The organism is Sphingobacterium sp. UME9 (genome assembly GCF_014170215.1).
GTDB lineage: Bacteria > Bacteroidota > Bacteroidia > Sphingobacteriales > Sphingobacteriaceae > Sphingobacterium > Sphingobacterium paramultivorum.
In genome coordinates, this window is the sequence record NZ_LZZP01000013.1 from 1,142,940 (window position 1) to 1,168,420 (window position 25,481).

22 protein-coding genes are annotated in these 25,481 nt (G+C 40.6%); 18 read left to right on the forward strand and 4 right to left on the reverse strand.

Annotated elements, in window-relative coordinates:
* Nucleotides 1-116 precede the first annotated feature (116 nt).
* From A9970_RS23790 to A9970_RS23825, 8 genes are all read left to right on the forward strand, one after another.
* The gene (locus A9970_RS23790; protein WP_153845803.1) at nt 117-1,622 is read left to right on the forward strand and encodes an ankyrin repeat domain-containing protein; all 1,506 of its coding nucleotides are present in this window, start codon (nt 117-119) and stop codon (nt 1,620-1,622) included.
* 18 nt (nt 1,623-1,640) lie between these two features.
* Nucleotides 1,641-2,126 carry a DUF2271 domain-containing protein gene (locus tag A9970_RS23795; protein ID WP_075993457.1) on the forward strand — a complete coding sequence of 162 codons (486 nt, stop codon included), beginning with the start codon at nt 1,641-1,643 and terminating at the stop codon, nt 2,124-2,126.
* A gap of 14 nt (nt 2,127-2,140) precedes the next feature.
* Nucleotides 2,141-4,339: a PepSY domain-containing protein gene (locus A9970_RS23800; RefSeq protein ID WP_182983989.1), complete on the forward strand. Its 2,199-nt coding sequence runs from the start codon at nt 2,141-2,143 to the stop codon at nt 4,337-4,339.
* Between the two features lie 86 nt (nt 4,340-4,425).
* On the forward strand, nt 4,426-5,409 hold the full coding sequence (locus tag A9970_RS23805; protein WP_220801687.1) for an FAD:protein FMN transferase: 984 nt from the start codon (nt 4,426-4,428) through the stop codon (nt 5,407-5,409).
* Nucleotides 5,410-5,639: 230 nt separating this feature from the next.
* The gene (locus tag A9970_RS23810; RefSeq protein WP_201669230.1) at nt 5,640-6,197 is read left to right on the forward strand and encodes an RNA polymerase sigma factor; all 558 of its coding nucleotides are present in this window, start codon (nt 5,640-5,642) and stop codon (nt 6,195-6,197) included.
* A 12-nt stretch (nt 6,198-6,209) separates the two neighbouring features.
* Nucleotides 6,210-6,548 (forward strand): hypothetical protein, encoded by a 339-nt coding sequence (locus A9970_RS23815; protein WP_075993453.1) that lies wholly within the window; start codon nt 6,210-6,212, stop codon nt 6,546-6,548.
* 238 nt (nt 6,549-6,786) lie between these two features.
* Nucleotides 6,787-7,080 (forward strand): hypothetical protein, encoded by a 294-nt coding sequence (locus tag A9970_RS23820; RefSeq protein ID WP_153845808.1) that lies wholly within the window; start codon nt 6,787-6,789, stop codon nt 7,078-7,080.
* Nucleotides 7,081-7,155: 75 nt separating this feature from the next.
* Nucleotides 7,156-7,611: an Hsp20/alpha crystallin family protein gene (locus A9970_RS23825; RefSeq protein ID WP_153845809.1), complete on the forward strand. Its 456-nt coding sequence runs from the start codon at nt 7,156-7,158 to the stop codon at nt 7,609-7,611.
* Nucleotides 7,612-7,688: 77 nt separating this feature from the next.
* On the opposite strand, the gene A9970_RS23830 is transcribed toward A9970_RS23825, so the two are convergent.
* From A9970_RS23830 to A9970_RS23845, 4 genes are all read right to left on the reverse strand, one after another.
* Nucleotides 7,689-9,083: a TolC family protein gene (locus A9970_RS23830; protein ID WP_182983991.1), complete on the reverse strand. Its 1,395-nt coding sequence runs from the start codon at nt 9,081-9,083 to the stop codon at nt 7,689-7,691.
* Between the two features lie 90 nt (nt 9,084-9,173).
* Nucleotides 9,174-12,326 (reverse strand): efflux RND transporter permease subunit, encoded by a 3,153-nt coding sequence (locus A9970_RS23835; protein WP_182983992.1) that lies wholly within the window; start codon nt 12,324-12,326, stop codon nt 9,174-9,176.
* 3 nt (nt 12,327-12,329) lie between these two features.
* The gene (locus tag A9970_RS23840) at nt 12,330-13,481 is read right to left on the reverse strand and encodes an efflux RND transporter periplasmic adaptor subunit (RefSeq protein WP_182983993.1); all 1,152 of its coding nucleotides are present in this window, start codon (nt 13,479-13,481) and stop codon (nt 12,330-12,332) included.
* Nucleotides 13,482-13,713: 232 nt separating this feature from the next.
* The gene (locus A9970_RS23845; RefSeq protein WP_182983994.1) at nt 13,714-14,295 is read right to left on the reverse strand and encodes a DUF4126 domain-containing protein; all 582 of its coding nucleotides are present in this window, start codon (nt 14,293-14,295) and stop codon (nt 13,714-13,716) included.
* A 266-nt stretch (nt 14,296-14,561) separates the two neighbouring features.
* On the opposite strand from A9970_RS23845, the gene katG reads away from it, so the two are divergent.
* The 10 genes from katG to A9970_RS23895 all read left to right on the forward strand — a co-directional run bounded on the left by katG (nt 14,562) and on the right by A9970_RS23895 (nt 25,432).
* Entirely contained in the window at nt 14,562-16,841 is a 2,280-nt protein-coding gene (gene katG / locus A9970_RS23850) for a catalase/peroxidase HPI (protein ID WP_182983995.1), read from the forward strand.
* A 310-nt stretch (nt 16,842-17,151) separates the two neighbouring features.
* A complete protein-coding gene (locus A9970_RS23855; RefSeq protein ID WP_088162261.1) occupies nt 17,152-17,553 on the forward strand; it encodes a hypothetical protein in 402 nt (133 codons plus the stop codon).
* Nucleotides 17,554-17,635: 82 nt separating this feature from the next.
* Nucleotides 17,636-17,980: a hydrogenase maturation nickel metallochaperone HypA gene (locus A9970_RS23860; protein ID WP_088162260.1), complete on the forward strand. Its 345-nt coding sequence runs from the start codon at nt 17,636-17,638 to the stop codon at nt 17,978-17,980.
* Between the two features lie 12 nt (nt 17,981-17,992).
* On the forward strand, nt 17,993-18,721 hold the full coding sequence (gene hypB / locus A9970_RS23865) for a hydrogenase nickel incorporation protein HypB (RefSeq protein WP_159727670.1): 729 nt from the start codon (nt 17,993-17,995) through the stop codon (nt 18,719-18,721).
* A 130-nt stretch (nt 18,722-18,851) separates the two neighbouring features.
* On the forward strand, nt 18,852-19,409 hold the full coding sequence (locus tag A9970_RS23870; RefSeq protein ID WP_182983996.1) for an urease accessory protein UreE: 558 nt from the start codon (nt 18,852-18,854) through the stop codon (nt 19,407-19,409).
* Entirely contained in the window at nt 19,410-20,411 is a 1,002-nt protein-coding gene (locus tag A9970_RS23875) for an ABC transporter substrate-binding protein (RefSeq protein ID WP_159727666.1), read from the forward strand.
* The gene (locus A9970_RS23880; RefSeq protein WP_182983997.1) at nt 20,408-21,424 is read left to right on the forward strand and encodes an iron ABC transporter permease; all 1,017 of its coding nucleotides are present in this window, start codon (nt 20,408-20,410) and stop codon (nt 21,422-21,424) included. The genes A9970_RS23875 and A9970_RS23880 overlap by 4 nt, the downstream gene beginning before the upstream one ends.
* Nucleotides 21,421-22,263, forward strand: coding sequence for an ABC transporter ATP-binding protein (locus A9970_RS23885; protein WP_182983998.1), 843 nt, complete (start codon nt 21,421-21,423; stop codon nt 22,261-22,263). The genes A9970_RS23880 and A9970_RS23885 overlap by 4 nt, the downstream gene beginning before the upstream one ends.
* Before the next feature lie 95 nt (nt 22,264-22,358).
* Complete coding sequence (locus tag A9970_RS23890) at nt 22,359-22,952, forward strand: GNAT family N-acetyltransferase (RefSeq protein ID WP_259655467.1); 594 nt, start codon at nt 22,359-22,361, stop codon at nt 22,950-22,952.
* Between the two features lie 41 nt (nt 22,953-22,993).
* Nucleotides 22,994-25,432, forward strand: a complete 2,439-nt coding sequence (locus A9970_RS23895; protein ID WP_220801688.1) for a TonB-dependent receptor — start codon at nt 22,994-22,996, stop codon at nt 25,430-25,432.
* Nucleotides 25,433-25,481 lie beyond the last annotated feature (49 nt).

Here is a 25,481-nt window from a genome sequence, read left to right on the forward strand (position 1 = left end):
CAGCACGATGTATTTCGACCCAAGTTATCGTATGACTGTAGCTCAATTTGTCGAATAATTGAGTAGGGAATGAATAGGCCATGTTACTTCATCAACTTCAAAAGACAAATAAAAGGATGAAAAAGACACTTTTAGCAGCTTTATTATTCGCTGCAACTTATGCACAGGCGCAAACAAACTCGTTAATGAACGGCGAGTTTTGGAAAGGTAAACCTACTTTGACAATTGTTAAAGAAGAAATCAGCAAAGGAAATAGCCCTTCTCAGCCTAATGCGGCATCCTTTGATCCAGTCACAATGGCGATATTAAATGGCGCTCCGACGGATGTTGTCAAGTTTATGATCGAACAAGAAGGGAATAGCGTAACGAAGAAGACGCATCACAGCCGTAGTTATTTACACTGGGCAGCGTCAAGTGGAAATGCGGAGCTTGTCGAGTTTTTAATTGCAAAAGGATCGGATGTCAATTACCAAGATAGCCATGGTTACCCAATTATTGCTTATGCAGCTTCGACAGGAAATACAAATACTGCAGTATATGATGCTTTGTTTAAAGCGGGTGTGAATCCCAAGCAAAAATATGAAGGTGGTGCTACATTAATGATGCTTGCAGCGTCTGCAGACAAGGACCTTGCATTGACAGATTATTTCATTAAAAAAGGATTATCTATTCAAGATAAAGACGAGTCGGGCCGCACAGTGACGGATTATGCGGCTAAACTTGGAAATACCGAGCTCATGGAGAAATTCATCGCCCGTGGCGTAAAACCAACCAATAATGCGTTATTTTTTGCGACTCAGGGTTCTAGACAAGCATCGAATGGTTTGTCGGTTTATACCTATTTGGTTGAAAAGTTCAAATTGGATCCCAAGGCTGTAAATAAAGAAGGAGCGACAGTGCTGCATGCTTTAGTTCGTAGACCAGATATGGCCGTGATCAATTATTTTTTGGATAAAGGTGTAGATGTCGCAAAAGCTGACAACGAAGGAAATACAGCGCTTATGGTGGCTGCTAGCGGTAAGGATGCTAAATTGGTCGAGCTGCTGCTTACTAAAGCGAAGAACGTAAATGCAGTAAATGAAAAAGGCGAATCTGCATTGACCAAGGCTGTAGCGAATGGGGCTCCCGAAATAGTGGCATTGTTGATTAAAGATGGAGCCGATATCAAGCTATTGGATAAGGAAGGTAATAACTTGGCCTTTTACTGGTTTAATTCTTACAAGGAATTGCCTCAGGGCGGCAGACCCGGTGGACAGGGAAATGCTTCGCAAGGAGATGAGTTTAAAGAAAAATTAGCGATCCTTAAGACGAATGGATTGGACGTTGTTGCTCCACAAAAAAATGGTAGCACATTGTATCATTTGGCAGTAGCGAAAGAGAATGTGAAGCTTATTCAGAAAGCCAGCGAACTTGGAGCAGATATTAACGCACAGGATAAAGAGGGAACGACGGCACTACATAAGGCAGCTCTCATAGCAAAAGACGATTCCTTGCTAAAAACATTGGTTTCCCTTGGTGCAAAAAAGGAATTGAAAACAGAATTCGATGAAACGGCTTATGATTTGGCGAAAGAAAACGATTTCTTGTCTAAATCCAATGTGCAGCTTGATTTTTTGAAATAAAATTAGATACAATTGAAGATGAATAACATAGTTAAAACAACGATAGCGACCCTTTTATTTTCGATGGCGGCCCTAAGCTCTTTCGCACAGGCAGCTAAATATAAGTGTATGATCCAAATGAATGCCTACGAAGGTGAGAAAGCCTACGTGGTGATTTCACTGATTAATCCTAGTGGAGCTTACGAAAAAACACTCGCCGTATTGGGATCTGATAAACAATGGTATAATACGATCAAGGAATGGTACAAGTTCCAAAATAAAACCAAAGAAAAGCTAAATGCGGTGACGGGTGCGTCAGTTGGTGGCGGTGACCGTGCCATGCGGACATTGGATATTGATGAAACGAAGTTTAACAAAGGGTATAAACTCCGTTTTGAATCTGCGGTAGAGGAACAAAAATACCATACTGCTGATGTTGAAATTCCTTTGACAAAGGAAGCTATCACTGAAAAAGCTAATGGCAAGGGATATATCAAACTTGTTAAGTTAAATAAAGTACAATAAGAAAAGGGGTAAAAATGCTGGTATCTATTTGGAGGTATGCACATTTAGCCTTAGCTATTGTTTCTTCTATCTTTTTACTTTTATTATCGATAACTGGCGTAATATTGGCCATTGACGCCGTCAACGAAAAAATTCCGCCTTATCGGGTTGAACATATTGAAACGTTAAATCTTGCGCAGTCAGTAACAGCCTTGCGCAAGGTTTATCCTGAAATCATAGCGATCTCGGTAGATCACAATCAATTCGTGAGCATTGATGCCATAGACGCAGATGGCAACACTGTGAAAGGTTATATCGATCCGAATACGGGGCGTCTGCTTGGTCCCCAATTGAATAAGTCCCAATTTGTTCAATGGGTTACTGCTTTACACCGCTCACTCTTTCTTAAAGTGACCGGTCGGGTGATTATTGGTGTGGTTTCATTTCTGTTGTTTCTTATTACTATTTCAGGAATTATTCTGATTGTCAAGCGTCAACAGGGCGTTCGACATTTCTTTGCTAAAATCAACCGGGACTTTTTCGCACAGTATTTTCATGTTGTTTCAGGACGTCTATTTTTGATACCAATTTTGATATTGGCCTTAACAGGTACCTATTTATTTCTGGTGCGTATTGAAATCTTAAAAAAGCCGAACCAAACAATTGAATATCCCAATAAGATGAAGGAAGATATTCAATTGGAGGTGGCAAAATTTTCAATATTCCAAAATACAAAACTGGTCGATTTGAAGACATTGGAGTTTCCGTTTATGGAAGACGATCCTGACGAGTTTTTTATATTGAAGCTTCGCGATCGGGAATTGACCATAAATCAGTTGAATGGAAGCTTGCATAAAGAAGTAAAGTATCCCTATACTGCATTGGCCGAACAGTTTTCTTTGGACCTCCATACGGGCAAAACCAATATCATATGGGCCATTATATTGGGGCTCGCATCTTTGAATATTGTGTTCTTTATTTACACGGGCTTTGTAATCACATTCAAGCGCACGCGTACTAAAATCAAGAATAAATATAAACCTGAAGAAGCAGAGATTGTTATTCTTTTCGGAACGGAAAATGGAAGCACGCTGTTTTTCGCCAATCAGATCCATAAACAGCTCTTAGCGGATGGGCAAAAATCGTTGCTGCTCGGAATGAATCAATATCAATGCTTTCCAAGGGCAAAACACTTGCTTGTGTTTACCTCAACATACGGGCTAGGAACTGCACCATCCAATGCACTTCAATTTGAACATAAGCTCAACAGCCATCCACAAGAACAAGACGTACAATTTTCGGTTCTGGGCTTTGGTTCAAAAGCCTATCCCGACTTTTGTGCCTATGCGCGCGAAATTGATCATTTATTAGAAAAACAAGCATGGGCTTCTCGACTAACAGATTTACATACAGTCAATGATAAGAATGTTGATGAGCTTATTTCATGGATACATCAGTGGTCTGCTCAGACCAATATTGCATTAGCTTCTGCACCGGCTATTTATAATGCTAAAGTCGTCGGATTGACGAAATTTAAGGTGATTGCGAAGTCTACAGTTTCAGCTAGTAATACTACCTTTACTTTAGTACTGAAACCTTCAGGTAAAATTAAAATGCAATCGGGCGATTTATTGGCAATCTATCCCGCGCAAGATCAACGTGAACGTTTTTATTCGATAGGTTACAAAGACGGTATGGTTCAGCTTGTGGTGAAATTGTTTCCTAATGGATTCGGTTCAAGCTTCCTGTATCGATTGGAACCGAATCAAACCCTGCAGGCACGAGTCATGGTTAATCCAAGTTTTCATTTTCCGAAAGCCGCAAATGCAGTTGCTTTAATTGCGAATGGTACAGGGGTAGCACCTTTTCTAGGCATGATTTCAGCGAATGAAAGTATGACTCCTGTGCGTCTGTATGCTGGTTTTCGCCATCGAAATGAAATGACAGCACACTATATAGATTTTGCTGATGAGCAGATAAAGCTGAGACATCTAAAACAGCTTGAACTGGCTTTTTCACGCGAGGAAAATGCACAATATGTCATGGATTTGATTCGTCGGGATGCGCTATATTTTGTCGAATTGCTTGATAAAGGAGGTTATATATTGCTTTGTGGTGCGTTGCGTATGCAGCATGATGTTGAATATACTTTAAATGAGCTACTTTTGCAACATGTCGGCAAAACTATTGCAGTCTACAAAGAAAATGGACAGATCTTAACCGATTGTTATTAGTAAATTGGTGGCGCAATAGCATATCCCATCGATAAGACTGCTTTTGGTACGCATCGACTTTTTAATCCCTTTTTCAGATCAATCTCATGAAGAACAATAAACAATGTGGGCTGCTTTTAATACTCTGCTTGGTATCCATTACTTCGGGGATTGCGCAGGTCTTGGTAAAGCGGCAGGTTACCCTTATGGGCTCTGTTTTCGAAATTAGCCTGGTAGATCGGGATAGCTCGATTACAAATCAGCATATCGATGAAGTCATCTCCGAAATAGATCGAATAGAAAACCTGATTTCAGAATGGCGTCCGCAAACCCAAATAGCAACGGTGAACCGCAATGCAGGGATTAAGCCAGTTAAGGTGGATAGAGAAGTGTTTGAACTAACACAACGTGCAATCCAATATGCTCAAAATTCAGGTGGTGCTTTTGATATCAGTATTGTTGCCTTAGATAAAGTTTGGCTATTAGATGGCAGCATGACCACGATGCCCTCGGAAGAAGTGATTAAGAGGTCTATCGAGAAAGTTGGTTATCAACACATTCGCCTCGATAGTGCGGCTTCGACAATTTTTCTGGAGTTACCGGGTATGAAGATCGGTTTCGGTTCTATTGGGAAGGGGTATGCAGCAGATAGGGGCAGGGAAATAATGAAAGCAAAAGGGATTGAAGCAGGTATAGTGAATGCTTCTGGTGATCTGTCGGCTTGGGGAAGTCCACCCCAGAACGATGCATGGAAAGTGGGCGTAAACAATCCGTTCAAACCCCATCGAATGGTCAAAGTTCTTCGTTTGAATGAAATGGCCGTAGCAACTTCGGGCAGCTATGAGAAATATGCGGAGATCAATGGAAAACGGTATTCACATATTATAAATCCGGTGACAGGTTATCCAGCTACAGGATTAACTTCAGTGACGATTTATGGACCCTCAGCGGAAATCGCAAATGCACTCAGTACCTCAATCATGGTACTGGGCGAGAAAGAAGGAAAAAAATTGATTCAGCGTTTTCCAGCATACCATTATATTTTTATTACCGATAAAGGTAAGGTCATTCAGCAGCGCCGGAAGTCTTAAACCATGGAACTACTTTTTTATGTTGCATAAAGTGTATAGAAAGCATAGCCTATTAGCTGATTATCTAGTATATTTATGCGAACAAAGCGTATACGAAAGAAGACGAAAATGAATGTGTCATGTTGTTCATGCGGTGGAAGTCAGTAAGAAAGTAGATCCATGAAAATAATTTAAAGTAAAAGTTCGACTAGTTCGTCTATGCTGCTATGGACATTGCATACCAAAATCATATGGCAGAAAAAAATTCCAGATCATTTACGGATATCGTTAAGACTTATGGAAGTCAACTGCTACGTTTTGTTAAGGGAAAAGTAAAGAAAACGGAGGATGCAGAAGATATCTTACAGGAGGTCTGGTATCAATTTAGCCGTTTGACCAATATGGACGAACTGGAGAATGCGGGAGCATGGCTCTATGCTGTCACACGGAATAAGATTACCGATAGTTATCGGAAAAAGAAAAATGAATCGCTTGACGATATGATAGCAGGTGATGATGATAGTGAAAGCACTTTTCCTATTCGTCAGTTCCTTTTGGCCGACGACTCCAATAATCCCGAGCTAAAATTATTTAAGGATATTTTTTGGGATGAGCTGATGAAAGCATTGGAGGAATTGCCGGAGAAGCAACGTCGGGTTTTTGTGCTGAATGAGCTGGAAGAGAAAACACTTCAAGAAATTGCCATTATGGAAAATGAGAACCTAAAGACGATTATCAGTCGAAAAGGGTATGCCGTGAAGCACCTGCGGGTACGGTTGCGAAGTTTGTATGAAGAATTAAAATTTTAAAAGGATTAAGCTATGAATGGAAGAATGAATAGACAGCGGAAGGGTAAATTCGCTTTTATGTTTGTCGCTATTATCATTGGTGTTTTTTTGTTGGTAGCCTTACTACAATATTTATGGAATACATTAATGGTTGATATTTTCAATTTAAAAACAATTACCTATTGGCAGGCATTGGGACTCTTTGTTTTGTCAAGAATTCTATTCGGTAGGGGTTTTGGTAAACCTGGAGGGGGGAGATTTCGAAAAGGTTTTCCGCGTCAGATGGAAAAAGGAGAAGATCTTTCCGATGAGGAAAGGGAGCGTTTGCGGGAAGAATGGAAGCGTCGTTTTGGAGGACGATGTGGATTCTAAAAAAAGAAAAAAAATTTTAAAGTAAAAACTGTTGTTGGGCGTCTTCTTCTATAAAGGCGCCTTTTTTTATGCCGGTATCCTGATGCTAAGGAAATAGCAGAACGCGATGTTCTGTCAGAATGGATGTTGGACAGAAAAATAATTAATTACAAAATACGAATGGTCAAGGAGAATGTCGTTTTCAATCAGATGAAAAAGGAGGAAGCCAGCAACCATTTTACAAAAAAGATGTATTCAAATGAAAAATAAACTTCGATTTATATTGCCACGCCTGATTGTGCTTACGGCAATAGCGGGATTAGCAACCTTGATTATTGGGACGATCTTTAAACTCTTATTGTTTGGGACAGTTCTCTTCGGAATAGGAAGCTTCGCAGCAGCAAGAATGCGTAGGAGAGATAGACAAGCATTCAAAATGGATAGAACTCCAGTATATCCGAATGTTCACCGTCAATACAACACAGTGGTCGCTATCGTACCATTACAAGGACAAAAACGTGCGAGGAAAGCAACGATAGTTCCCGTTTATTAAGCTTAAAAAATTGCAAAGACGAAGCTTTCGTCATGTATCAGTTCAACGTATTATTCAATATTAAAAATTAAAGACATGTTTAAAAGAGATCATTATACCAGAGGATATTCAAATCATAACAAATTTTGCGGACAACATTTTAAAGACCGTTTTGAAAAATTTCAACAACATTTTTTTGAAGGTGAAGCCGCACACAGTGGTGGCGGACAGCAATCTGTTCCTGTAAATATTGTAGAGAATCAAGAATTCTATGAAGTACAGCTTTTTGCTGCTGGCCGTAAGAAGGAACAATTCCAAGTCAGTATAAATGACGGAATACTAAAAATTTCATGTACAGAGAATGCTCAGGACAATGCCATAGATTATATTTATAAAGAGTACGATGGAATGGCATTTGAACGCGAATTCCAATTAAATGAACAAGTGCTTACGGATAATGTGCATGCGAGCTTCGAGGATGGGGTATTGACCGTCATTCTTCCAAAAGATCTTGAGAAAGTAATACGACCACAAGAAGTTATCATTGATTAAAAAGGGAAGTAAACGTAAGTCAGGGTAAATTCTAAGTAAAAAAAGGGCAGCATCGAAATTTGCTGTCCTTTTTTGTTTTATCGCCAGCCACCACCCAGAGCAGCATAGAGTTTTACGACCGATTGCAACTCCTGTAATTTGTCGTTGACTGCATTCTGTTTTGCGGTCAAGAGATTCTGTTCGGAGGTCAATACATCTGTATAGTTTGTCGTGTTACTATATTTTAAGAGTTCTTTTGTGAAATGAACAGCCTTTATTAAGTTGGTGATTTGTTGCTGCCGGGACTCTTTTTTTTCCTTAGCCATCTGATACTCATAAACAGAATTAGATACCTCCTGACCGGCATTGAGCAATACTTTGCTATAATTGTATTTGGCTGTTTCGAAATTGATGTTGGCAACTTTAAGACGTTGTTTATTGAGACCATTATTGAATATTGGTTGCGTTAGGCCGCCCACAATATTGGCAAAAAAAGCACCAGCATTAAAGAATGACTTTAAGTTCGTTTCATAAAGACCAGTTTCGCCTGTTATTGTTAACGTCGGATAGAAATAGGCCCGTGCAATATTGATTGACTCAAAACAGTTTCTTAATTGAAACTCAGCGGCTCTGACATCGGGTCTATTGGCCAATAATTGCGCTGGAATACCGATATTCAATCTAGTGGATGTATTTTGTTGATTGAGCGAATCTCGTACGATAATCCCGGGAACTCTGCCTAATAGCAAAGATAGTGTATTTTCTGTTTGACGGATATTATACTTAACATCAGGTACAGACGATAATGCTGCGTAGTAATTAGCTGTACTTTGTACCACGGCAGCCCCTGTAACGACATCGCTATTTTTGAGGATGCGCATGGTAAGTGTATCCGCAGCGTATGTTTTCAAAGACTGTTGTAGAATGTCCAATTGTGCGTCGTAGGCTAAAAGTTGATAATAAGTCGCGGCGATACTGGCGATCAGTTGCGTTTGAACAGCTTGTTTACTCGCTTGGCTTGCCAATAGATTGGCATACATTGCCCGTTTGCTACTTTTTAACTTGTTCCAGAGGTCAATTTCCCAGGAAGACTGGGCATAGAACTGATATACTTGTGTGTTTTTACCTTGTGCATCTGATGGATGGAATCCACCCGCGGAAACGGTACTTGAAAGATTGGGATAGAAGGCTTGTTTACTTTGTACAAAATTTGCCTCGGCTATTCCTATATTGGCAATGGCAGTCTTGAGATCCAAGTTATTGGTTATACCTTCTGCAATCAAACGTTGTAATATTGTATCCGTAAATAGCTCATTCCAAGGAAGAGTGGCTATGGTATTGGTGTCAGTGCTCACTGAACCAAATAAATTGTCCGAAACACGTTGTTGATGATTGTAGGGGGAAGAGACATTGCAGCTGAAGCACATAGAGAGCAGTATACAGGGAAGCAGTATAATCGCGAAAAATGTCTTTATATGTCTTCTTTTTTCCATCGGTTTAAATTAGTTATAAATGTTTAGTGATCTCGTTGTACATAAGTCTATTATTCCAAATTTGAATATGTCGTGATCTTTGTGAGGCTATTAAACATGCTGTTTATCTATAATTAATTCATCGTTATCATCATATCTGTTTCCTTGACGGCGTTCTTGAAGTCCTTGAAAAATGACATAGAGGCCCGGAATAACAAAGACACCGAGTAATGTCCCAAATAACATTCCCCCGATGGATCCCACCCCAATCGATTTATTGCCATTAGCACCAACTCCTGTGGAAAACAAAAGCGGAAGTAATCCAAAAATAAATGCAAGTGATGTCATCAGGATCGGTCTGATCCGAATTTTGGCACCTGCAACTGCGCTATCAAATAAGCTGAGCCCTTCTTTCCGTTTTTTTAATGAAAATTCGACCATCAAAATTGCATTTTTGGCTAATAATCCGATGAGCATAATCATACAGATTTGTACATATATGTTGTTGTCTATACCAAAGAGTTTGGCAAAAATAAAGATGCCACTAAGTCCTACAGGCATAGAAAGCAGAACCGCAAATGGAAGTATATAGCTCTCATAAAGCGCACTGAGTAGGAGATAGACAAAACAAATGCTCAATCCAAAAATCATGATGGCCTGTGCACCCGTACTTTGTTCCTCCTTGCTTATACCACTATATTCAAAACTGTAACCCGCAGGTAAATAGTTTTCGGCTACTTCGTTTATAGCTTGAATGGCTTGACCCGTACTGTAGCCATTGTTAGGAGAGCCATTGACAGAAATGGCATTATACATGTTGAATCTCGCGATGGACGTAGGCCCGTACACTTTATCAATATTAACATATTCTGTAATCGGACTCATTTCTCCAGATCCCGTACGCACTTTTACATTGTTCATCTGATTAATGGTACCGCGGTAGGGGTCATCTGCCTGAAGTATAATTTGATACTGTTGGCCAAATTCATTGAAATTATTGACGTAGGAGCCACCATAATATACGTTCATCAAATTGAGAATGGTTGATGGTGAAATACCATTGTCTTCACAACGAGCAACATTGACAGTGATCAGATATTGTGGGAAATTGGGGTTGAATGAGGTTGCAGCATATTGAATTTCAGCACGGCTATTTAAATGTTGAAGGAAATTTTGAGCAATACTAAAAAATTCCGACACACTATGGCCACCACGATCTTCAATTTGGAAAGTAAATCCGCCACTTGTTCCGAACCCACTTATTGTTGGTTGCTGCATAAAGTTGATGGCTGCTCCCTGAATAAACTTTGTTTTCTGTGTAAGTCGCGCAATGATGTCTTTATCGCTTACCCCCGGTCTTTCGCTCCAAGGTTTCAGGCGTAGAATAAGCATTCCATACGAACTACCACTTCCACCCAAAAAATTCTGTCCTAATGTCGTCATTGTGGCCTGTACCTCAGGAATAGTATGACTGATGCTATCAATTTGTTTATTGATAAGTTGTACACGCTCTTTCGTTGCTGCGGCCGGAAGGGTAACATTTACGTAAACAGTACCCATATCTTCTGCAGGAACAAAACTAGTGGGTACTGTTTTAATCATAACATAACATAAAGCTGCAAAGATGCTTACAAGAAGCAAGGTTAGCCATTTACGGTTTATTAGAAATGTCGCTCCAGCAGTATATTTTTTAATCAATTTGTCATATGCATGATTGAAATGATGTTTTACTTTTTGAGCAAGGTTTATATTTTCAGACTCTTTTTTTGGGGGACGCAAAAATAATGCGGCTAAAGCCGGACTGAGCGTAAGTGCATTGATTGCCGAAATAATGATGGCTATGGCAAGAGTTATTCCGAATTGCTTATAAAATACACCCGACGAGCCGCCCAAAAATGTAACCGGTAAAAATACCGAGGCCATGACCAATGTTATCGATATAATGGCTGGGGCAATTTCCTGCATGGCATCAACTGCGGCCTTTCGAGGTGATGAATAGCCGTTTTCTAATTTGCTGTGGACCGCTTCAACCACCACAACGGCATCGTCAACGACAATTCCAATCGCCAGTACGAGTGCGAATAATGTAAGGAGGTTGAGGCTAAAACCGAACAGATATAGAAAGAAAAAAGTACCTATGATTGCAACAGGTACCGATACACCATGGATAATCGTCGATCGCACATCTTGTAAAAATAGAAGGATAACTAAGAATACTAGAACAAAACATTCAATAAGCGTATGAATCACTTTGCTGATACTTTCACTCAGAAAATTATTGATGTTGACAAGTTCTAATGTTTTGACTCCCGAAGGTAAATTTTGTGACGCTTCGGCCATGACTTTTTGTGCACCGAGTATAACATTCTGAGCGTTGGAACCTGGTGTCTGACTGATAGAAATTGCAACTGCTGGAAAGCCATTAATTGTGGTAACACTGGTATATGTTTGTGTTCCCAGTTCAACGCGTGCAATATCTTTTAGAAAAAGGTATTGACCATTGCCAATCGCCTTCACAATAATATTCTCAAATTCTTTGATAGATGTTAAAGTACCGCGATAAGTGATATCGTATTGGAAAGACTGCTGGCCGTTGTCGCCTATTTTCCCGGGGGCAGCATTGAAATTTTGTGCATTTAGGGCTGTGGTAATATCGGCAGGGATAAGGCCATAAGCAGCCATTTTATCGGGCTGTAACCAGATACGCATTGCGTAAGTTAATGCACCGCCAAATACATTCGCTCCACCGACTCCATTGGCTCGCTGTAGCTGCGGCACTAGATTGATCGCTGCATAATTCTGTAGAAATTTTTGATCATATTGACTACTGGTACTGTAAAGACCTAAAATTAGCACATTGCTGTTTTGTTGCTTGCGCACTGTAACCCCAGCTTGCGTTACAGCCTGTGGTAATTTTGACAACACCGTACTAATACGATTCTGAACATCGACTGCAGCTTGGTCTGGATCCCTTCCCACGGAAAAATAAACACTAATACTTGCCGATCCCGTATTGCTAGCACTGGATGTCATATAGGCCATTCCTTCGACTCCATTAATTTGTTGTTCTAAAGGTACGATGACGCTATTTATCAAGGTTGTTGTATTGGCCCCGGGATAAGATGCTGATACCTGTATCGTGGGTGGTGCAATATCTGGGTATTGAGCAACAGGGAGGTTGCTGATACCCAGCATACCCAATACCATAATAATGACAGAGATTACTGTGCTTAATACTGGCCGCCGAATGAAAATCTTTAACATAGACTATGGATTAGAAGTATTCATACTACGATATATGCTGTCTGTATTCGTGGTCAAGGGGGTTATTTTGGTACTATCACTGATATTTAAGCCGTTCAATAAGAGGCGATCACCATTTTTTACACCGCTGGTGATTACCACAAAATTTCCATCATTTGTTGGAGATGTATTGACGACGGTACTAAACACCCTGTTGTCATTATTTATTTTATAAACAAAAGATTTGTCCTGCAATTGATAAATAGCGGTCTGTGGGACAAGTATTGCATGCTGAAGATCTTTAGGGATGCGTATTGTAGCACTAGCGCCGTTAGAAATTAATCCCATCGTATTTGAAAAAGTTGCCTTGAAGGTAGCTGTTCCCGTACTTGCTTCAACGCCGCCGCTAGCCGGCTCCAATTTTCCCTTGGTGGGGTAGACCATGCCATTGGCCAGAACTAAAGTGACCGGCGGTATATGCGCTAGTTTATCTGATAATGTTTGTCCAGCCGTATTTTCCATAAAAGAAAGCAGTTGTTTTTCACTGACAGAGAAATAGGCAAATACATTGTTTGTGCTGGAGAGGGTTGTTAAGGGATCTGAAGCGGTGTTACTGATCAACGCTCCAATTTTGTAGGGAATTAGTCCAATAGTTCCATTCTGAGGACTACGGATGTAGGTGTATCCCTGATTGGTTTGGGCATTAGCCAAATTGGCTTCTGCCTGTGCAAGTGATGCCTGTTGGGATTGTAGGTTGTATTGGGCTGCGTCGAGTTCATATTTGCTAACGATATCCTGTTCAACCAAAGGTTTCACCTTTTCCACATTCATACGCGCTGTGTTGACATTTGCCTCAGCAATTTTGATGGCAGCACGAGCAGTAATGATATCCTGGTCATATTGTGGATTTTTAATTCGAAATAGCAGTTGCCCCTTTACAACAGTTGTCCCTTCCGGAACATAAATATCCTGTAGATAGCCTGAAACCATCGGTTTGATCTCCACAACATTTTCCCCTTGTATCGAAGCTGGAAACTCATTGTAAATGGTCACTTGTTTAGGAACAAGATCGAGTACCTGATAGCTTGAAATGGCTTTATCTTTAACTTCCTTCTTCGATTGTGTACAGGACTGCAAAAGAAAAAGTATTAAAAGCGATAAAAAATAGCGGACCATAAAATATGTCTAAATAATTAGATTGTTAACGTTTTTTTGAGTTCCAATTAATTTATTGCAGCTTTTGCTGTCAATTAGATTATAATATCATCTATCACTGTTTTGTTTTATACTAAAAGATCAAATGAAACAGGCGCATATGTTATCAGCATAATCTCTTTATTGTGATAAAGTTTTAATTTTTTTAAATATAGGAGCACCTGTTTCATTAGATTCAATGGTTTGGCAGCTATTAAGTTCTTTTAAGTTTTTTATTTAGTTGTTCTCTGCCAAATCGCCAGAAGAAATAAAACAAGCCTATAACAACGATTATAGCCATAAAAGGCACAAATATGGCGAGTATGGTTAAAATTGTAGAACCGATTGTTTCCATTGTCGAAATCATAAAATTACCAAAACCGGCCGTTCCGATCGAAGAGGCGGCTCGGGTGCCTGCCAGGGCCGTGCTAATGGTTGCTGCAGTACCGCCACCGGCTATTATGGCCATAGCCCAGCGGAAAAAAGGAGAAATATCTGTAAACTGTATAGCGAAAAGTAAAGTACCGGCTATGGTTGCTAAGGGGATGGATAGGCTGTCCAATATATTGTCTATAAAAGGGATGTAATACCCCGCTATTTCCAAAATCATAGCTATACTTGTTGCTGCTAAAACAAGAGGTGAACCCGCCCAGGCTAATTCATTGCCAACTTGGAACAGTTCCAGCCGACAGCCAAGACTCAATAAAAATAAGGGCATGAAAATCCGGAAGCCAGTGGCTGCCGCCAAACTCACTCCTATAAAAGCACTCACCAAAAATGTAGAAAGTTCAATCATGGCCAATATTTTTTGATACAACCTAATTGTAGAATAATAAAAGAATGGCTTTTGTTTTAGCAATGCTAAAAATCCGCGTTTTCTGGAGTCTCGCTAAAAGATGATTTTCAAGTTTTTATATACTTGATGATGGTGTGTATAGATTTTGATTATAGTGTATCGAATCATTCGATGTACAAGTGGGAGTGCATTTGTGTAATTTTATGAAAGTGGAAGTCAAACAATTTGATCACTTAAGGTATTATATAAATAAACTTTCTTTTCATATGGACAACAACGAAAAAGACATTAGCAAATGCCCATTTCACAATGGTACTATGCGCAACGCCGTTGCGGGAGGGGGAACTCAGAATCAGGATTGGTGGCCAAATAGACTTCGTGTAGATCTGTTGAGACAACATGCGAGCAAGTCAAATCCGATGGACGAAGGCTTTGATTATGCAGAAGCATTTAAGCAGTTGGATTTAGAAGCTGTAAAAAAAGATTTGCATGCATTGATGACCGATTCACAGGATTGGTGGCCGGCAGATTTTGGTCATTATGGCCCATTATTCATCCGGATGGCTTGGCATAGTGCGGGTACCTATCGGGTAAGTGATGGTCGAGGCGGAGCTGGGTCTGGTCAGCAACGTTTTGCACCCTTGAATAGCTGGCCTGATAATGTGAGTTTAGATAAAGCTCGTCGCCTGTTGTGGCCTATCAAACAAAAATATGGTAAAAATATCTCCTGGGCAGATTTATTGATCTTAACCGGTAACGTCGCTTTGGAGTCTATGGGCTTCAAAACTTTTGGTTATTCCGGTGGTCGTGTGGATGCTTTTGAACCAGAATTGGACGTATATTGGGGCTCTGAAACAACATGGTTAGGCGGTGACATTCGTTATGCACATGGTTCAGAAGGTGTAGTTGAAGCACATGGTGTTTTGTCTGCCGATGATAATGCAGATGGTAAGCAACACTCCCGTGATCTTGAAAAACCGTTGGCAGCGGTACAGATGGGATTAATTTATGTTAATCCAGAAGGACCGGATGGAAATCCTGATCCTATCGCCGCTGCAAAAGATATACGAGATACTTTTGGTCGGATGGCTATGGATGATGAGGAAACTGTCGCTTTGATTGCAGGTGGGCATACTTTTGGAAAAACACACGGAGCTGGACCTGCAGACAATGTCGGAAAAGAGCCTGAAGCTGCCGGTATAGAACAACAAGGATTAGGTTGGAAAAGCACTTACGGCAGTGGAGTAGGTGCTGATGCGATTACGAGCGGATTGGAGGTTATCTGGACTCAAAAACCAACGGAATGGACCAACCTCTTTTTTAAGAATCTGTTTGAGCATGAATGGGAATTGACAAAAAGCCCTGCAGGAGCACACCAATGGGTCGCCAAAGGTGCCGATTCGAATGTTCCAGATCCTTTTGATCCAAATAAAAAGCGCAGGCCAACGATGCTGACGACCGATTTATCGTTGCGTTTTGATCCAATCTATGAAAAGATCTCGCGTAAATTTTACGAAGATCAAGATGCGTTTGCTGATGTATTTTCTCGCGCCTGGTTTAAATTAACACACCGTGATTTGGGACCAAGAGAGCGTTATTTGGGGACCGAAGTTCCTGCTGAGGAATTATTGTGGCAAGATCCTATTCCGGCTGTCGATCATGTTTTGGTCGATACGGATGACATTAGTATATTGAAATCCGCCCTATTGAACGCGGGACTTAGCACTGCCGAGCTCGTAACGACAGCCTGGGCTTCAGCGTCTACATTCCGTGGGTCGGATATGAGAGGTGGTGCAAATGGCGCTAGAATACGTTTGGCTCCGCAGCGGTATTGGCAAGTCAATAATCCGGCGCAACTGCAAAAAGTTCTTACCGCGCTTGAGCAGATTCAGCAGGATTTTAATGGAAAACAACAGGGCGGTAAAAAAATCTCTTTGGCAGACTTAATTGTCTTGGGCGGTGTTGCTGCGATAGAGCAGGCAGCTCGTGCTGCTGGGCATGATATCAAAGTACCGTTCCACCCTGGGCGTATGGATGCTACACAGGAGCAAACGGATGTGGAATCCATGGGCTATCTTGAGCCAATTGCGGATGGATTTAGAAACTATCGCAAAGGCGCTTATACCGTGTCTACGGAATCGTTATTGATTGATAGGGCACAGTTGCTGACCTTATCGGTTCCTGAATTGACTGTTCTTATTGGCGGGATGCGTGCCCTTCAAGCCAATTTTGATGGTTCCCAACTAGGCGTAATGACTGACCGACCTGGGCAACTGACCAATGACTTTTTTGTTAATCTATTGGATATGGGAACGGCTTGGAAAGCAATCTCTCCGGATCGGGAAGTTTTTGAAGGATCAGATCGTAAAACTGGTGTTAAAAAATGGGAAGCAGGACGCGCAGACCTTGTTTTTGGTTCTAATGCTGAATTAAGAGCCGTTGCCGAAATATATGGCAGTTCCGATGCAAACGAAAAATTTGTACAAGATTTTGTGAAGGCATGGAATAAAGTGATGGAGTTGGATCGCTTCGATTTGCATCGCTAATGAATAAATATTAAGTCTTTCAAGAAGCCAGTCTCCTATCGAGGCTGGCTTCTTACGATTTTGCTATAGGAGAAAATATCTTCTATCATGTTTAGCTGCGACAAAAAATACCCAATTTTTGCCTCTAATATCATTTTAATCTCACTTTAACCAAATTTTAATTTAATATATATAGAATTATGGAATTTTCTTTGGGTGTTTCCTATTTTGTGAAATAAAATTCAAGATTTGTGCTACTTTTTCTTCTTTGATCGGTAGTAACTTTGTATTGGTTTCAAAGGAATCTTTGATACTTTGTTACGTTAAAGCTATGTGGAAGCACTTTATTTTTCTGTTTGCAGCACTGTTATTATCATTTAAAATTTTAAATGCAAACAGTCTTGTACTGAAAAGTGATAGTTTTAAATCCTCGTATTTATCTTCAAAAAGTCCTTCAGAACACGCGGGAGATTCACGCATAACCCATTTTCCGAAAGATCATAGCCACTTTTGTTCACTCTACCCATCGCTTCAATCCATTGTTGCGGAAATGGACGTAGAAGTAGCACAAGATTGGTTAATGGATCGTTGGTTGGTTACTGTTGATTTGCTTTGGCATGAACTACTGCCATCCCCATTGCAGAAAGACTATCGGTATGAACATACCTTAGATCTTGAGCCTATACCCATAGCTCGATTTTTGCTGTTTGAGCAAATCAAAATTCCATGCTAAGGCGTAAGCTTTTCTTCACATCAGACAGGCAAAGAAATCTGCCATTTCTTTTCTAAATTTATTTATTTCTTAAAATATACCAATGCACGAGCTAAGTATAGTAAAGGATATTTTTGATACGTTGACCTCGCATTATGAGGCTAGGGTAGATGATATTCAAAAAATTCAAGTTACAGCAGGATTGTTATCCAACGTTCAGCCTGTATTGATCCAAAATGCATTTGATGCTTTTATTGCTGAAAATACGCAATACCAGGATATGGAAATGGAGGTCGTTGTAAACGATATCATTGCATACTGTGAACATTGCCAGAAAAATTTCCCTGTTCATTTTCATCGATTTGTCTGTGACTGCGGGCAACCCTCCAGTACAATTGTTCAGGGAAATGAACTCTATATATCAAAAGTAATTTTTAAACAAGACTAAAAATCGTTTATCATGTCAGACAATACTCCAAATCCTAAAAGTTTAGGTAACCGTGTAGGTTCGGTTCAATGTGAAAATACAACACTACATTTATTAAAAGCAAATGATTTTGTCGCAAAAGCCATCCGCGATAGACTGAAAGATGTCTGTGTGATCAATGTATGCTCTTCTCCGGGTTCGGGCAAAACAACCTTGATGCAAGAGACGGGAAAACGTTTATCGGAAGATTTGAATATCGCTGTTTTGGTGGGTGATCCGGAAACTGAACGTGATGCGGTACGTATGCGCGATGTGGGTATTAATGCCTTGCAGATTGTCACTGGAGGAATGTGTCATATTGAGGCACAAATGATCTTACAAGCCCTGGATCATATCGATATTGAAGGAATAGATCTGTTGTTTATCGAGAACGTTGGGAACTTATTGTGTCCATCGGCATTTGATTTGGGTGAAGATTACCGCGTAACCTTATTGGCGACAACAGAAGGGGATGATAAACCCAAAAAATACCCACGTATGTTTTTAACAAGCGAATTGATGTTGGTTTCCAAAGCGGATTTATTACCATATGTACCTTTCTCCGTAGATGCGGTAACGAAAGATGCGCGCGAGGTAAATCCCAATTTAGAAGTTATTACAATCAGTACATTAAATGGTGACGGCCTTGATACTTGGTGTGATTGGTTGAAAGAAAGAGTTCAGGCAAAAAAAGATCAATATAAAGCGCTTGAAGTAAAATAATGAACAACAGATAAAATGAATAGGATAATAATGATCCATGTTTTATTGTTATCCTGTTCAATGTTGATGCAATAGTGCTGTTTTTTGAGGAAATAAATAGCCCTGAAAACAAAGTCAAAAAGTGCTGTTAATGTGTGATGAAGATAAGTTTACAAAAATGAATAAGCTGCCCATACCAATAGATAAAATTGTCGCAAACAAGGAGTTTGCCCTTAGTGAGGTCGATCAAGTGCATCTTGAGTGGTATGAAGTCCATAAAAGACGCCTGACGCGCAATACAATAAACGGAAAAGCAATCCTTATGCAATTGGAACAAGGAGCGGAATGGCACCATGGTGATGGTTTATTTCATCAGGAAACGCTGCAAGCGATCTTGGTTGTCAAGCCTTCGTTGACGATAAGATTTAATCCAACGGATTTGGTTCAGCTTGCAGATTTCGGTTATTTCATCGGAAACAGACACCTGCCAATATTCAAGGTGGCAGACAAAGAATCTCTTCGTCTCCCTTATGATGGAAGGCTTTACGAGCAGATTTTGGTAAAATATGGAACGTCGATTCAGTTGGAGGAAGCCTTACTGTTATCCGAAGATTTGATTCGTTTGCAGGCTAAAAATAAGAAGAATCCAGATTTAAAGAGAATAGACGGGCATATCAGTTTGGGTGAACAAGTTCGAAAAGATAATTAAATGAAAGTGAATCGAATTATAGTTGTATTGCTTTTGGTATGCTCTGGTATATTGAGTGCCTGCCAAAATCGGCAATCCGGCACGCTCAACAGTCAAGTGAAAGCAGTCGATAGTAGAGGGAAGGAAGTTGTGTTGGCGCATGTGGCAAAGCGTGTGGTTGTACTATTCCCTTCGCTTGTTGATGAAGTGTATATGTTGGGTGCTGAAAATAGTCTTGTCGGTATTCCTGAGCAGGTTTATCAGCTCGAAGATACCTATAGCTTTTTATCTAAATTGGATCAAAGAATTGCAAAAAAAGAACTGGCAACGCCTACCTTCGCAGGCCAGGCAAATAATGTGGAAAGCATAGTGGGCTTGAACCCTGATCTTGTTTTGACGTTCAATACCGATCAGGATAATATTTCCCAATTAGAGGATCTTGGAATTCCCGTGTTTACTTTTTCTTCGCAGGATGAAAAAAGTATTTTTAATGAACTGATAGGGATGGGAGCCTTACTCGGAAAGCAAGCGCGAGCGGAAGAAATTGTTCAATTTGTTTCGGCGGAGATCAAAAAAATGACTGCTCCCAAGGATCAAATACAGAAGAAGGTTTATTATGCCTGGTCTAAAGGTAGAGTGCTTTCGACATCCGGTCGAGGTAGTTTGATTGATATGGCGATCCGTCTGTCGGGCGCAGCGAATGCCTGCCCGTTGGAAATGGAAGCCCCAAATGTCGGTGCAGAAACGATTTATAAATGGAATCCGGACCTCATTATTCTTTGGAATTCTAAATTGGCAGACGTATATAATCTGAAGGAACTCGCGGCATTACCTGCAGTGAGAAATAAACAGGTATTTGTGATGTCACCGTCGTTCCCATTCGATCCACATACCGTCAAATTTATGCTTTTTGCCAAACAGATTAGACATTGGTGTTTTTCGGATTATACGAAACAACAGCTTGATCAGGATATGACCATAGCTTTTGAAAAACTATACGGTAAAGCAGGACTACTTCAATGATACATCAATTAAAAAAGCTGTTTCTGCTAGTTGTTTTACCGCTGTTGGTTTTATTGCTTTCCTTACTTGTAGGATCAAGTCAGAACATTGGTTTTGTCGAGCTCTGCCAACGCATTGGATCGGAAGTGGGAATTTATATCGGAGACCATAATGCTGTATTAAAAGATAACATGGATACGATATTGTGGCAGGTACGTTTACCACGGATTCTGTTGACTTTTATGGTCGGAGCAGCATTAGCTTCTTCCGGCGGAATTTTACAGGCCATTTTTAGGAATCCAATCGTTGATCCTTTTACATTGGGTATTTCTTCGGGATCTGCTTTTGGGGCCGCATTGGCCATGTTGTTCCCTCTATTGTCCGTCAATCTATCGGCATTTCTGTTTGGTGTATGTGCTGTAGGTTTGACCTATTTTGTTTCAAATGCCGGCTTGAAAACCTCGATTATTGGGATGGTGTTAGCTGGAATGGTTATTTCCGGTGTATTTACAGCAATGTTAACCTTGTTACAATACATTAGTGATCCCTATAAATTACAAGCTATTGTGCAATGGACAATGGGGAATCTGCATACGGCATCATGGTCGAAAGTACAGCAAGCGTTCCTGCCGATCACAATAGGATTGGGGATCCTGATCCTTTTGCGCTGGAAGCTGAATCTTCTCGCCCTTGGAGATCAAGAAGCAATTGCTGTTGGCGTTAACCCGAAAATATTGAAATTGGTCTTCATTGCTGTAGCAACACTAATTACGGCATCAGCTGTGGCAGCTGTCGGGGTGATTAGTCTGTTCGGATTAATTGTACCACATATCAGCCGCATGATCTTTGGACCCAATAACAATATTATTGTGTGGGCAAATATCAGTATTGGGGGTACTTTCCTATTACTTATCGATGATTTTTCTAGGGCTGTTATGCCATTTGAAATTCCGATCGGTGTTTTTACAATGATTATTGGCGCTCCCTTGTTTATTTATCTGATGCGCCGTAACGAAATCAACTGGAATTCATGAGTAATTCGATTCATATCAAAAACCTTTCTTTTGCCTATGGTAAGGATGTCATTTTAAATGATGTAAACATGTCGTTTCCGGAAGGAAAGCTTTCTGTTATTCTTGGTCGAAATGGAAGTGGTAAATCGACTCTGTTTAATATTATTGCAGGGCTGGAAAAAAAATATAATGGATCAGTTCTTATCGGTGAAACAGAACGTCGCGATTGGAAGGTTGGTCGGGCCAATTCATTGAAGTTGGGTTTTCTGAACCAGTTCCATCAGACCACATTTCCTTTTAGCGTTGTTGATGTTATTCTGACGGGACGAGCCTCATTTTCTCGTTTTTCACCAAGTAAGGAAGACTTCGAGGCCGTTGAACAGATCTTGGATAGATTTAACCTCACACATTTAGAGGACAAACCCTATACCTCATTGTCTGGAGGAGAGCGACAATTGGTATTACTTTGTCGCGTGTTGGTACAACAACCTGATTTATTATTGCTTGATGAACCCACCAATCATTTGGATCTGAAATATCAGATTGCGGTTCTGCAGACAGCCAAGGAGCTGGTCAAAGAGGGGACAACCGTGTTATGTGTGATGCACGACCCCAACATGGCGTACCTTTTTGGTGATCAGTTTTATCTGATGAAGGACAATAGGCTTGTGGATCTGCACGGTCTGGAGCAAGAGCAAGTACGGGAATTATTGGAACAGACCTATCAACTTCCTTTGATCAGTTTGGAAAATCAAAAGAAATGGATGTTTGTTCCGATGCTGGGTGCGGATAGGGCATTTGACACCATTGCGGGTTCAGCGCATAATGCGGAGACCAAAATTGAAATGAATACGCCATGATGAAGCTGCCTGAGTAGGTGCATTTATGAAAGATCATGGTTTGCAAGTGAGATGCTCAGTTTACTGTGCAAATATTTTAAAATAGCTATAACGATATGAATACCATCAAAGACAGCGGCAATATATTGGTTGAAAATCAACAGATGAGCAAGCGATGTTTTCCTACGCAACCCCATTTGAAAAATATCAGCATATCTCGTGTTGAAAAAGAAGATATTGATGTCGTATTACCTTATGTCATAGAATTTCGGAAACAGTTGTTCCCGATGTTGGATGCACATAAACTTCCCAAAGATCTACTGGCTTTTTCAGCCGTGTATCTTGAGGCTGAAATTGGTGCATTCTTGCAGGCAAAAGATCAGCAGGGTAAACTGATTGGCGTCGTTGGCATGCTGGCTTATGACTACCGTTTCCCGCATTTGGATATTGACAGAAGGAAAACAGTGGAAGTAGCCCGTCTTTTTGTCGACCCAAGCTATCGTAGGTCAGGTTTAGGAACTGCCTTATTTAAGGGCTTGACAGCGGTCGCTAAGGAGAAAGGTATCGAAAGGCTTTATTTACATACCCACCCATTCCTGACTGGAGCCTATGAGTTTTGGGGAAAACAGGGATTTCAGTTGAAAGACTTTTGTAATGAATCGAATTTTCCAACCATACACATGGAATTATTCGTTGATCGTATTGCTTAACCCTAAAAGTGGATAAGCCAAAAAATATATAATTTATTCGAATGAACAACGTAATGAAAGCGCTAGCTTTCGCTTTATTGACAAGTGCTTCCGTACCGGGAGCGGTGTATGCACAACAAGGTGTGGCACTATTTGGTAAGATCCAGGATGAAAACGGTAATCCAATCTCAGGGGTTACATTGACACTGGCAGATCGACAAAAACAGACAAGTTCTAATGCTCAGGGCGAATTTAGTTTTACCGGAATAACTTCTTTTCCTGTACAGCTACGTGCAGCTGCAATTGGGTATAAGCCTGTATTGCAGGATTTGAACACGGCCAACTGGAATGCAAAAAAAGGAGTTCGATTGCTTATGGTAGCCGGTGATAATACATTGGATGAAGTATTGGTTACGGGTAGACGCAACAATTCATATCTGACAAATAATATGGAGCTGGGGGGGAAATTTGCAGGAAAATTAAAGGATCTACCGCAATCTGTCGCTGTACTCAGTAAGGAATTTATCGAAGATAAACAGGCTTTTACTACTGGAGCGCTGGTACAGGACCTGGCTGGTGTGACAGAAGCATCTTCCTATGATGATGTTGTTATCCGCGGTTTCAAAAGCGGTTATGAAACGGGTGTACGGCTTGTCAATGGTTTACGCTCGGGGTATGGGTATGGTAACAGTTATTATAATTCGCCATTAACGATCAATCTTGAAAATATCGAGGTTTTGAAAGGGCCTGGGGCATCTTTGTTTGGGGATATTGTGCCGGGGGGTACAATTAATATGACAACAAAGAAGCCTTTGGAAGATTTTAAGGGGCATGTGAATTTTGCCGGTGGTAGTTTTGAAACGATGCGAACCACTGTAGATCTCGGTGGACCATTGGATAGTGCCAAGCGTATTTTATATCGTTTTAATGCGGGTTATGAAGATACGAAGACTTTCCGTGACGTAAATCGTCAGAAACGAATGATGATTGCTCCTTCCTTCACCTTCAAACCAGCTGAAGGCACGGTGGTTGATATTGACATGGTATATAATCAGTTCAACGGTTATCTTGATCGGGGAATGGGGATTAAGGAAAATAACTTTTATGCTTTGCCAAGATCATTTACGTTGAGCCAGCCTTCTGATTTTTATAATTCCAAGACTTTTTCATTAAGCGCTCGTTTGTCTCAGCGTCTGGCAGAACATGTTAGTTTGAATCTGAGTTACATGAAATCCATCTATCAGGAAGATGTCAATGAACACCGGACAATGAACACGTTTGCTGATGCACCACATAATACCATTATGAATATGCGCTTTTTTGATCGCCATGGGCGTGATTATACCGATAATGTTGTCGGTTACGTCAAGTGGGATCTTTTGGGCGATAGAGTTGATCATCATTTGGTTGCTGGGATTGATTTTGCCCAATATCGGGGCGACAAAGAAAACCAATTGCGGGAGGCTAGGCAGCAAACTATAGATGGTAAAGTTGTTCCTTTGACTTTTGATTTAAACAATCCTACCTATACGACTCATGATCTGACGAATTATGTATGGCGTACAGGAGTCGCTTATCCTTTTTTGAGCCCTTATAAAACAACGGGTAAATATATACAGGATCAAATCAGCATTGACGACCGATTGAAACTTATTGTAGGTCTACGTCATGAACACTATTCTTCTGAAACACTTGATGGACAAAATCGGTTTCATGCGACACAAAATGCCTTATTACCTCGTTTTGGTGTAACCTATGGAATCAATAAGCAGATTAACTATTTTGCAAGTTATTCACAAGGGTTTGTACCTGTAGGCGCCAATTTTATTCAGAACTATAAAGATTATGGTGCAGATAAACCCTTTGATGCCGAGCGGAGTTTCCAGGTGGAAACAGGGGTGAAGACGGGTTTCTTTAAGGAACAATTGCAAGTTGATCTATCCTTATTCCGGATTGAACGACGGAATATGCTCATTGCCACAGGGGCTATCAATGATTCAGGGTTGCCGGAGTATAGACAATCTGGCAAAGCGCTATCCCAGGGTGTTGAACTCGATGTGCGTGGGCAGTTGACACGGGAGTTCCAGGTTATGGCCAATTATACCTATAATGATACGGAGGTGAAATCATCCTCGGTTCCTTCTGAAATAGGACAGTCCCTGCCAGGAGCACCCAAAAATATGGCGAGTGCCTGGTTAAAATATGTGTTTTCAAATAGTACCTTAAAAGGCTTAGGTTTTGGTGCCGGTGTTTATTATGTAGACCGTAAGCGGATGGACAATAGCATCGGAAAGGATAGCGATGGAAATGCACTCTGGGGACAATGGCCATCTTATACAACTGTTAATGCAGCGGCATATTACCACATTGGTGCTATGAAAATGGCCGTAAACCTGAACAATGTATTCGATAAATATTATTTTTTAGGTGGTTTTGACTACACGAGAGCCTTTGCTGGTGCGCCGAGAAATATCATGGTATCAGTTGGTTACTCTTTTTAAATTTGAAATATTGATCTAAAATCTCCAAAGCGGGCTTTTTCAACAAATT

Excerpts from the sequence above, each read along its gene's own strand:
- A9970_RS23875 (WP_159727666.1), top strand. The coding sequence starts at position 19,410 with ATGAAAGTGAATCGAATTATAGTTGTATTGCTTTTGGTATGCTCTGGT.
- A9970_RS23825 (WP_153845809.1), top strand. The coding sequence starts at position 7,156 with ATGTTTAAAAGAGATCATTATACCAGAGGATATTCAAATCATAACAAA.
- A9970_RS23870 (WP_182983996.1), top strand. The coding sequence starts at position 18,852 with ATGTGTGATGAAGATAAGTTTACAAAAATGAATAAGCTGCCCATACCA.
- A9970_RS23800 (WP_182983989.1), top strand. The coding sequence starts at position 2,141 with ATGCTGGTATCTATTTGGAGGTATGCACATTTAGCCTTAGCTATTGTT.
- A9970_RS23845 (WP_182983994.1), bottom strand. The coding sequence starts at position 14,295 with ATGATTGAACTTTCTACATTTTTGGTGAGTGCTTTTATAGGAGTGAGT.
- A9970_RS23860 (WP_088162260.1), top strand. The coding sequence starts at position 17,636 with ATGCACGAGCTAAGTATAGTAAAGGATATTTTTGATACGTTGACCTCG.
- A9970_RS23790 (WP_153845803.1), top strand. The coding sequence starts at position 117 with ATGAAAAAGACACTTTTAGCAGCTTTATTATTCGCTGCAACTTATGCA.
- A9970_RS23890 (WP_259655467.1), top strand. The coding sequence starts at position 22,359 with ATGAATACCATCAAAGACAGCGGCAATATATTGGTTGAAAATCAACAG.
- A9970_RS23855 (WP_088162261.1), top strand. The coding sequence starts at position 17,152 with ATGTGGAAGCACTTTATTTTTCTGTTTGCAGCACTGTTATTATCATTT.
- A9970_RS23895 (WP_220801688.1), top strand. The coding sequence starts at position 22,994 with ATGAACAACGTAATGAAAGCGCTAGCTTTCGCTTTATTGACAAGTGCT.
- A9970_RS23880 (WP_182983997.1), top strand. The coding sequence starts at position 20,408 with ATGATACATCAATTAAAAAAGCTGTTTCTGCTAGTTGTTTTACCGCTG.
- A9970_RS23840 (WP_182983993.1), bottom strand. The coding sequence starts at position 13,481 with ATGGTCCGCTATTTTTTATCGCTTTTAATACTTTTTCTTTTGCAGTCC.
- A9970_RS23835 (WP_182983992.1), bottom strand. The coding sequence starts at position 12,326 with ATGTTAAAGATTTTCATTCGGCGGCCAGTATTAAGCACAGTAATCTCT.
- A9970_RS23795 (WP_075993457.1), top strand. The coding sequence starts at position 1,641 with ATGAATAACATAGTTAAAACAACGATAGCGACCCTTTTATTTTCGATG.
- A9970_RS23810 (WP_201669230.1), top strand. The coding sequence starts at position 5,640 with ATGGCAGAAAAAAATTCCAGATCATTTACGGATATCGTTAAGACTTAT.
- katG (WP_182983995.1), top strand. The coding sequence starts at position 14,562 with ATGGACAACAACGAAAAAGACATTAGCAAATGCCCATTTCACAATGGT.
- A9970_RS23815 (WP_075993453.1), top strand. The coding sequence starts at position 6,210 with ATGAATGGAAGAATGAATAGACAGCGGAAGGGTAAATTCGCTTTTATG.
- A9970_RS23885 (WP_182983998.1), top strand. The coding sequence starts at position 21,421 with ATGAGTAATTCGATTCATATCAAAAACCTTTCTTTTGCCTATGGTAAG.
- A9970_RS23830 (WP_182983991.1), bottom strand. The coding sequence starts at position 9,083 with ATGGAAAAAAGAAGACATATAAAGACATTTTTCGCGATTATACTGCTT.
- A9970_RS23805 (WP_220801687.1), top strand. The coding sequence starts at position 4,426 with ATGAAGAACAATAAACAATGTGGGCTGCTTTTAATACTCTGCTTGGTA.
- hypB (WP_159727670.1), top strand. The coding sequence starts at position 17,993 with ATGTCAGACAATACTCCAAATCCTAAAAGTTTAGGTAACCGTGTAGGT.
- A9970_RS23820 (WP_153845808.1), top strand. The coding sequence starts at position 6,787 with ATGAAAAATAAACTTCGATTTATATTGCCACGCCTGATTGTGCTTACG.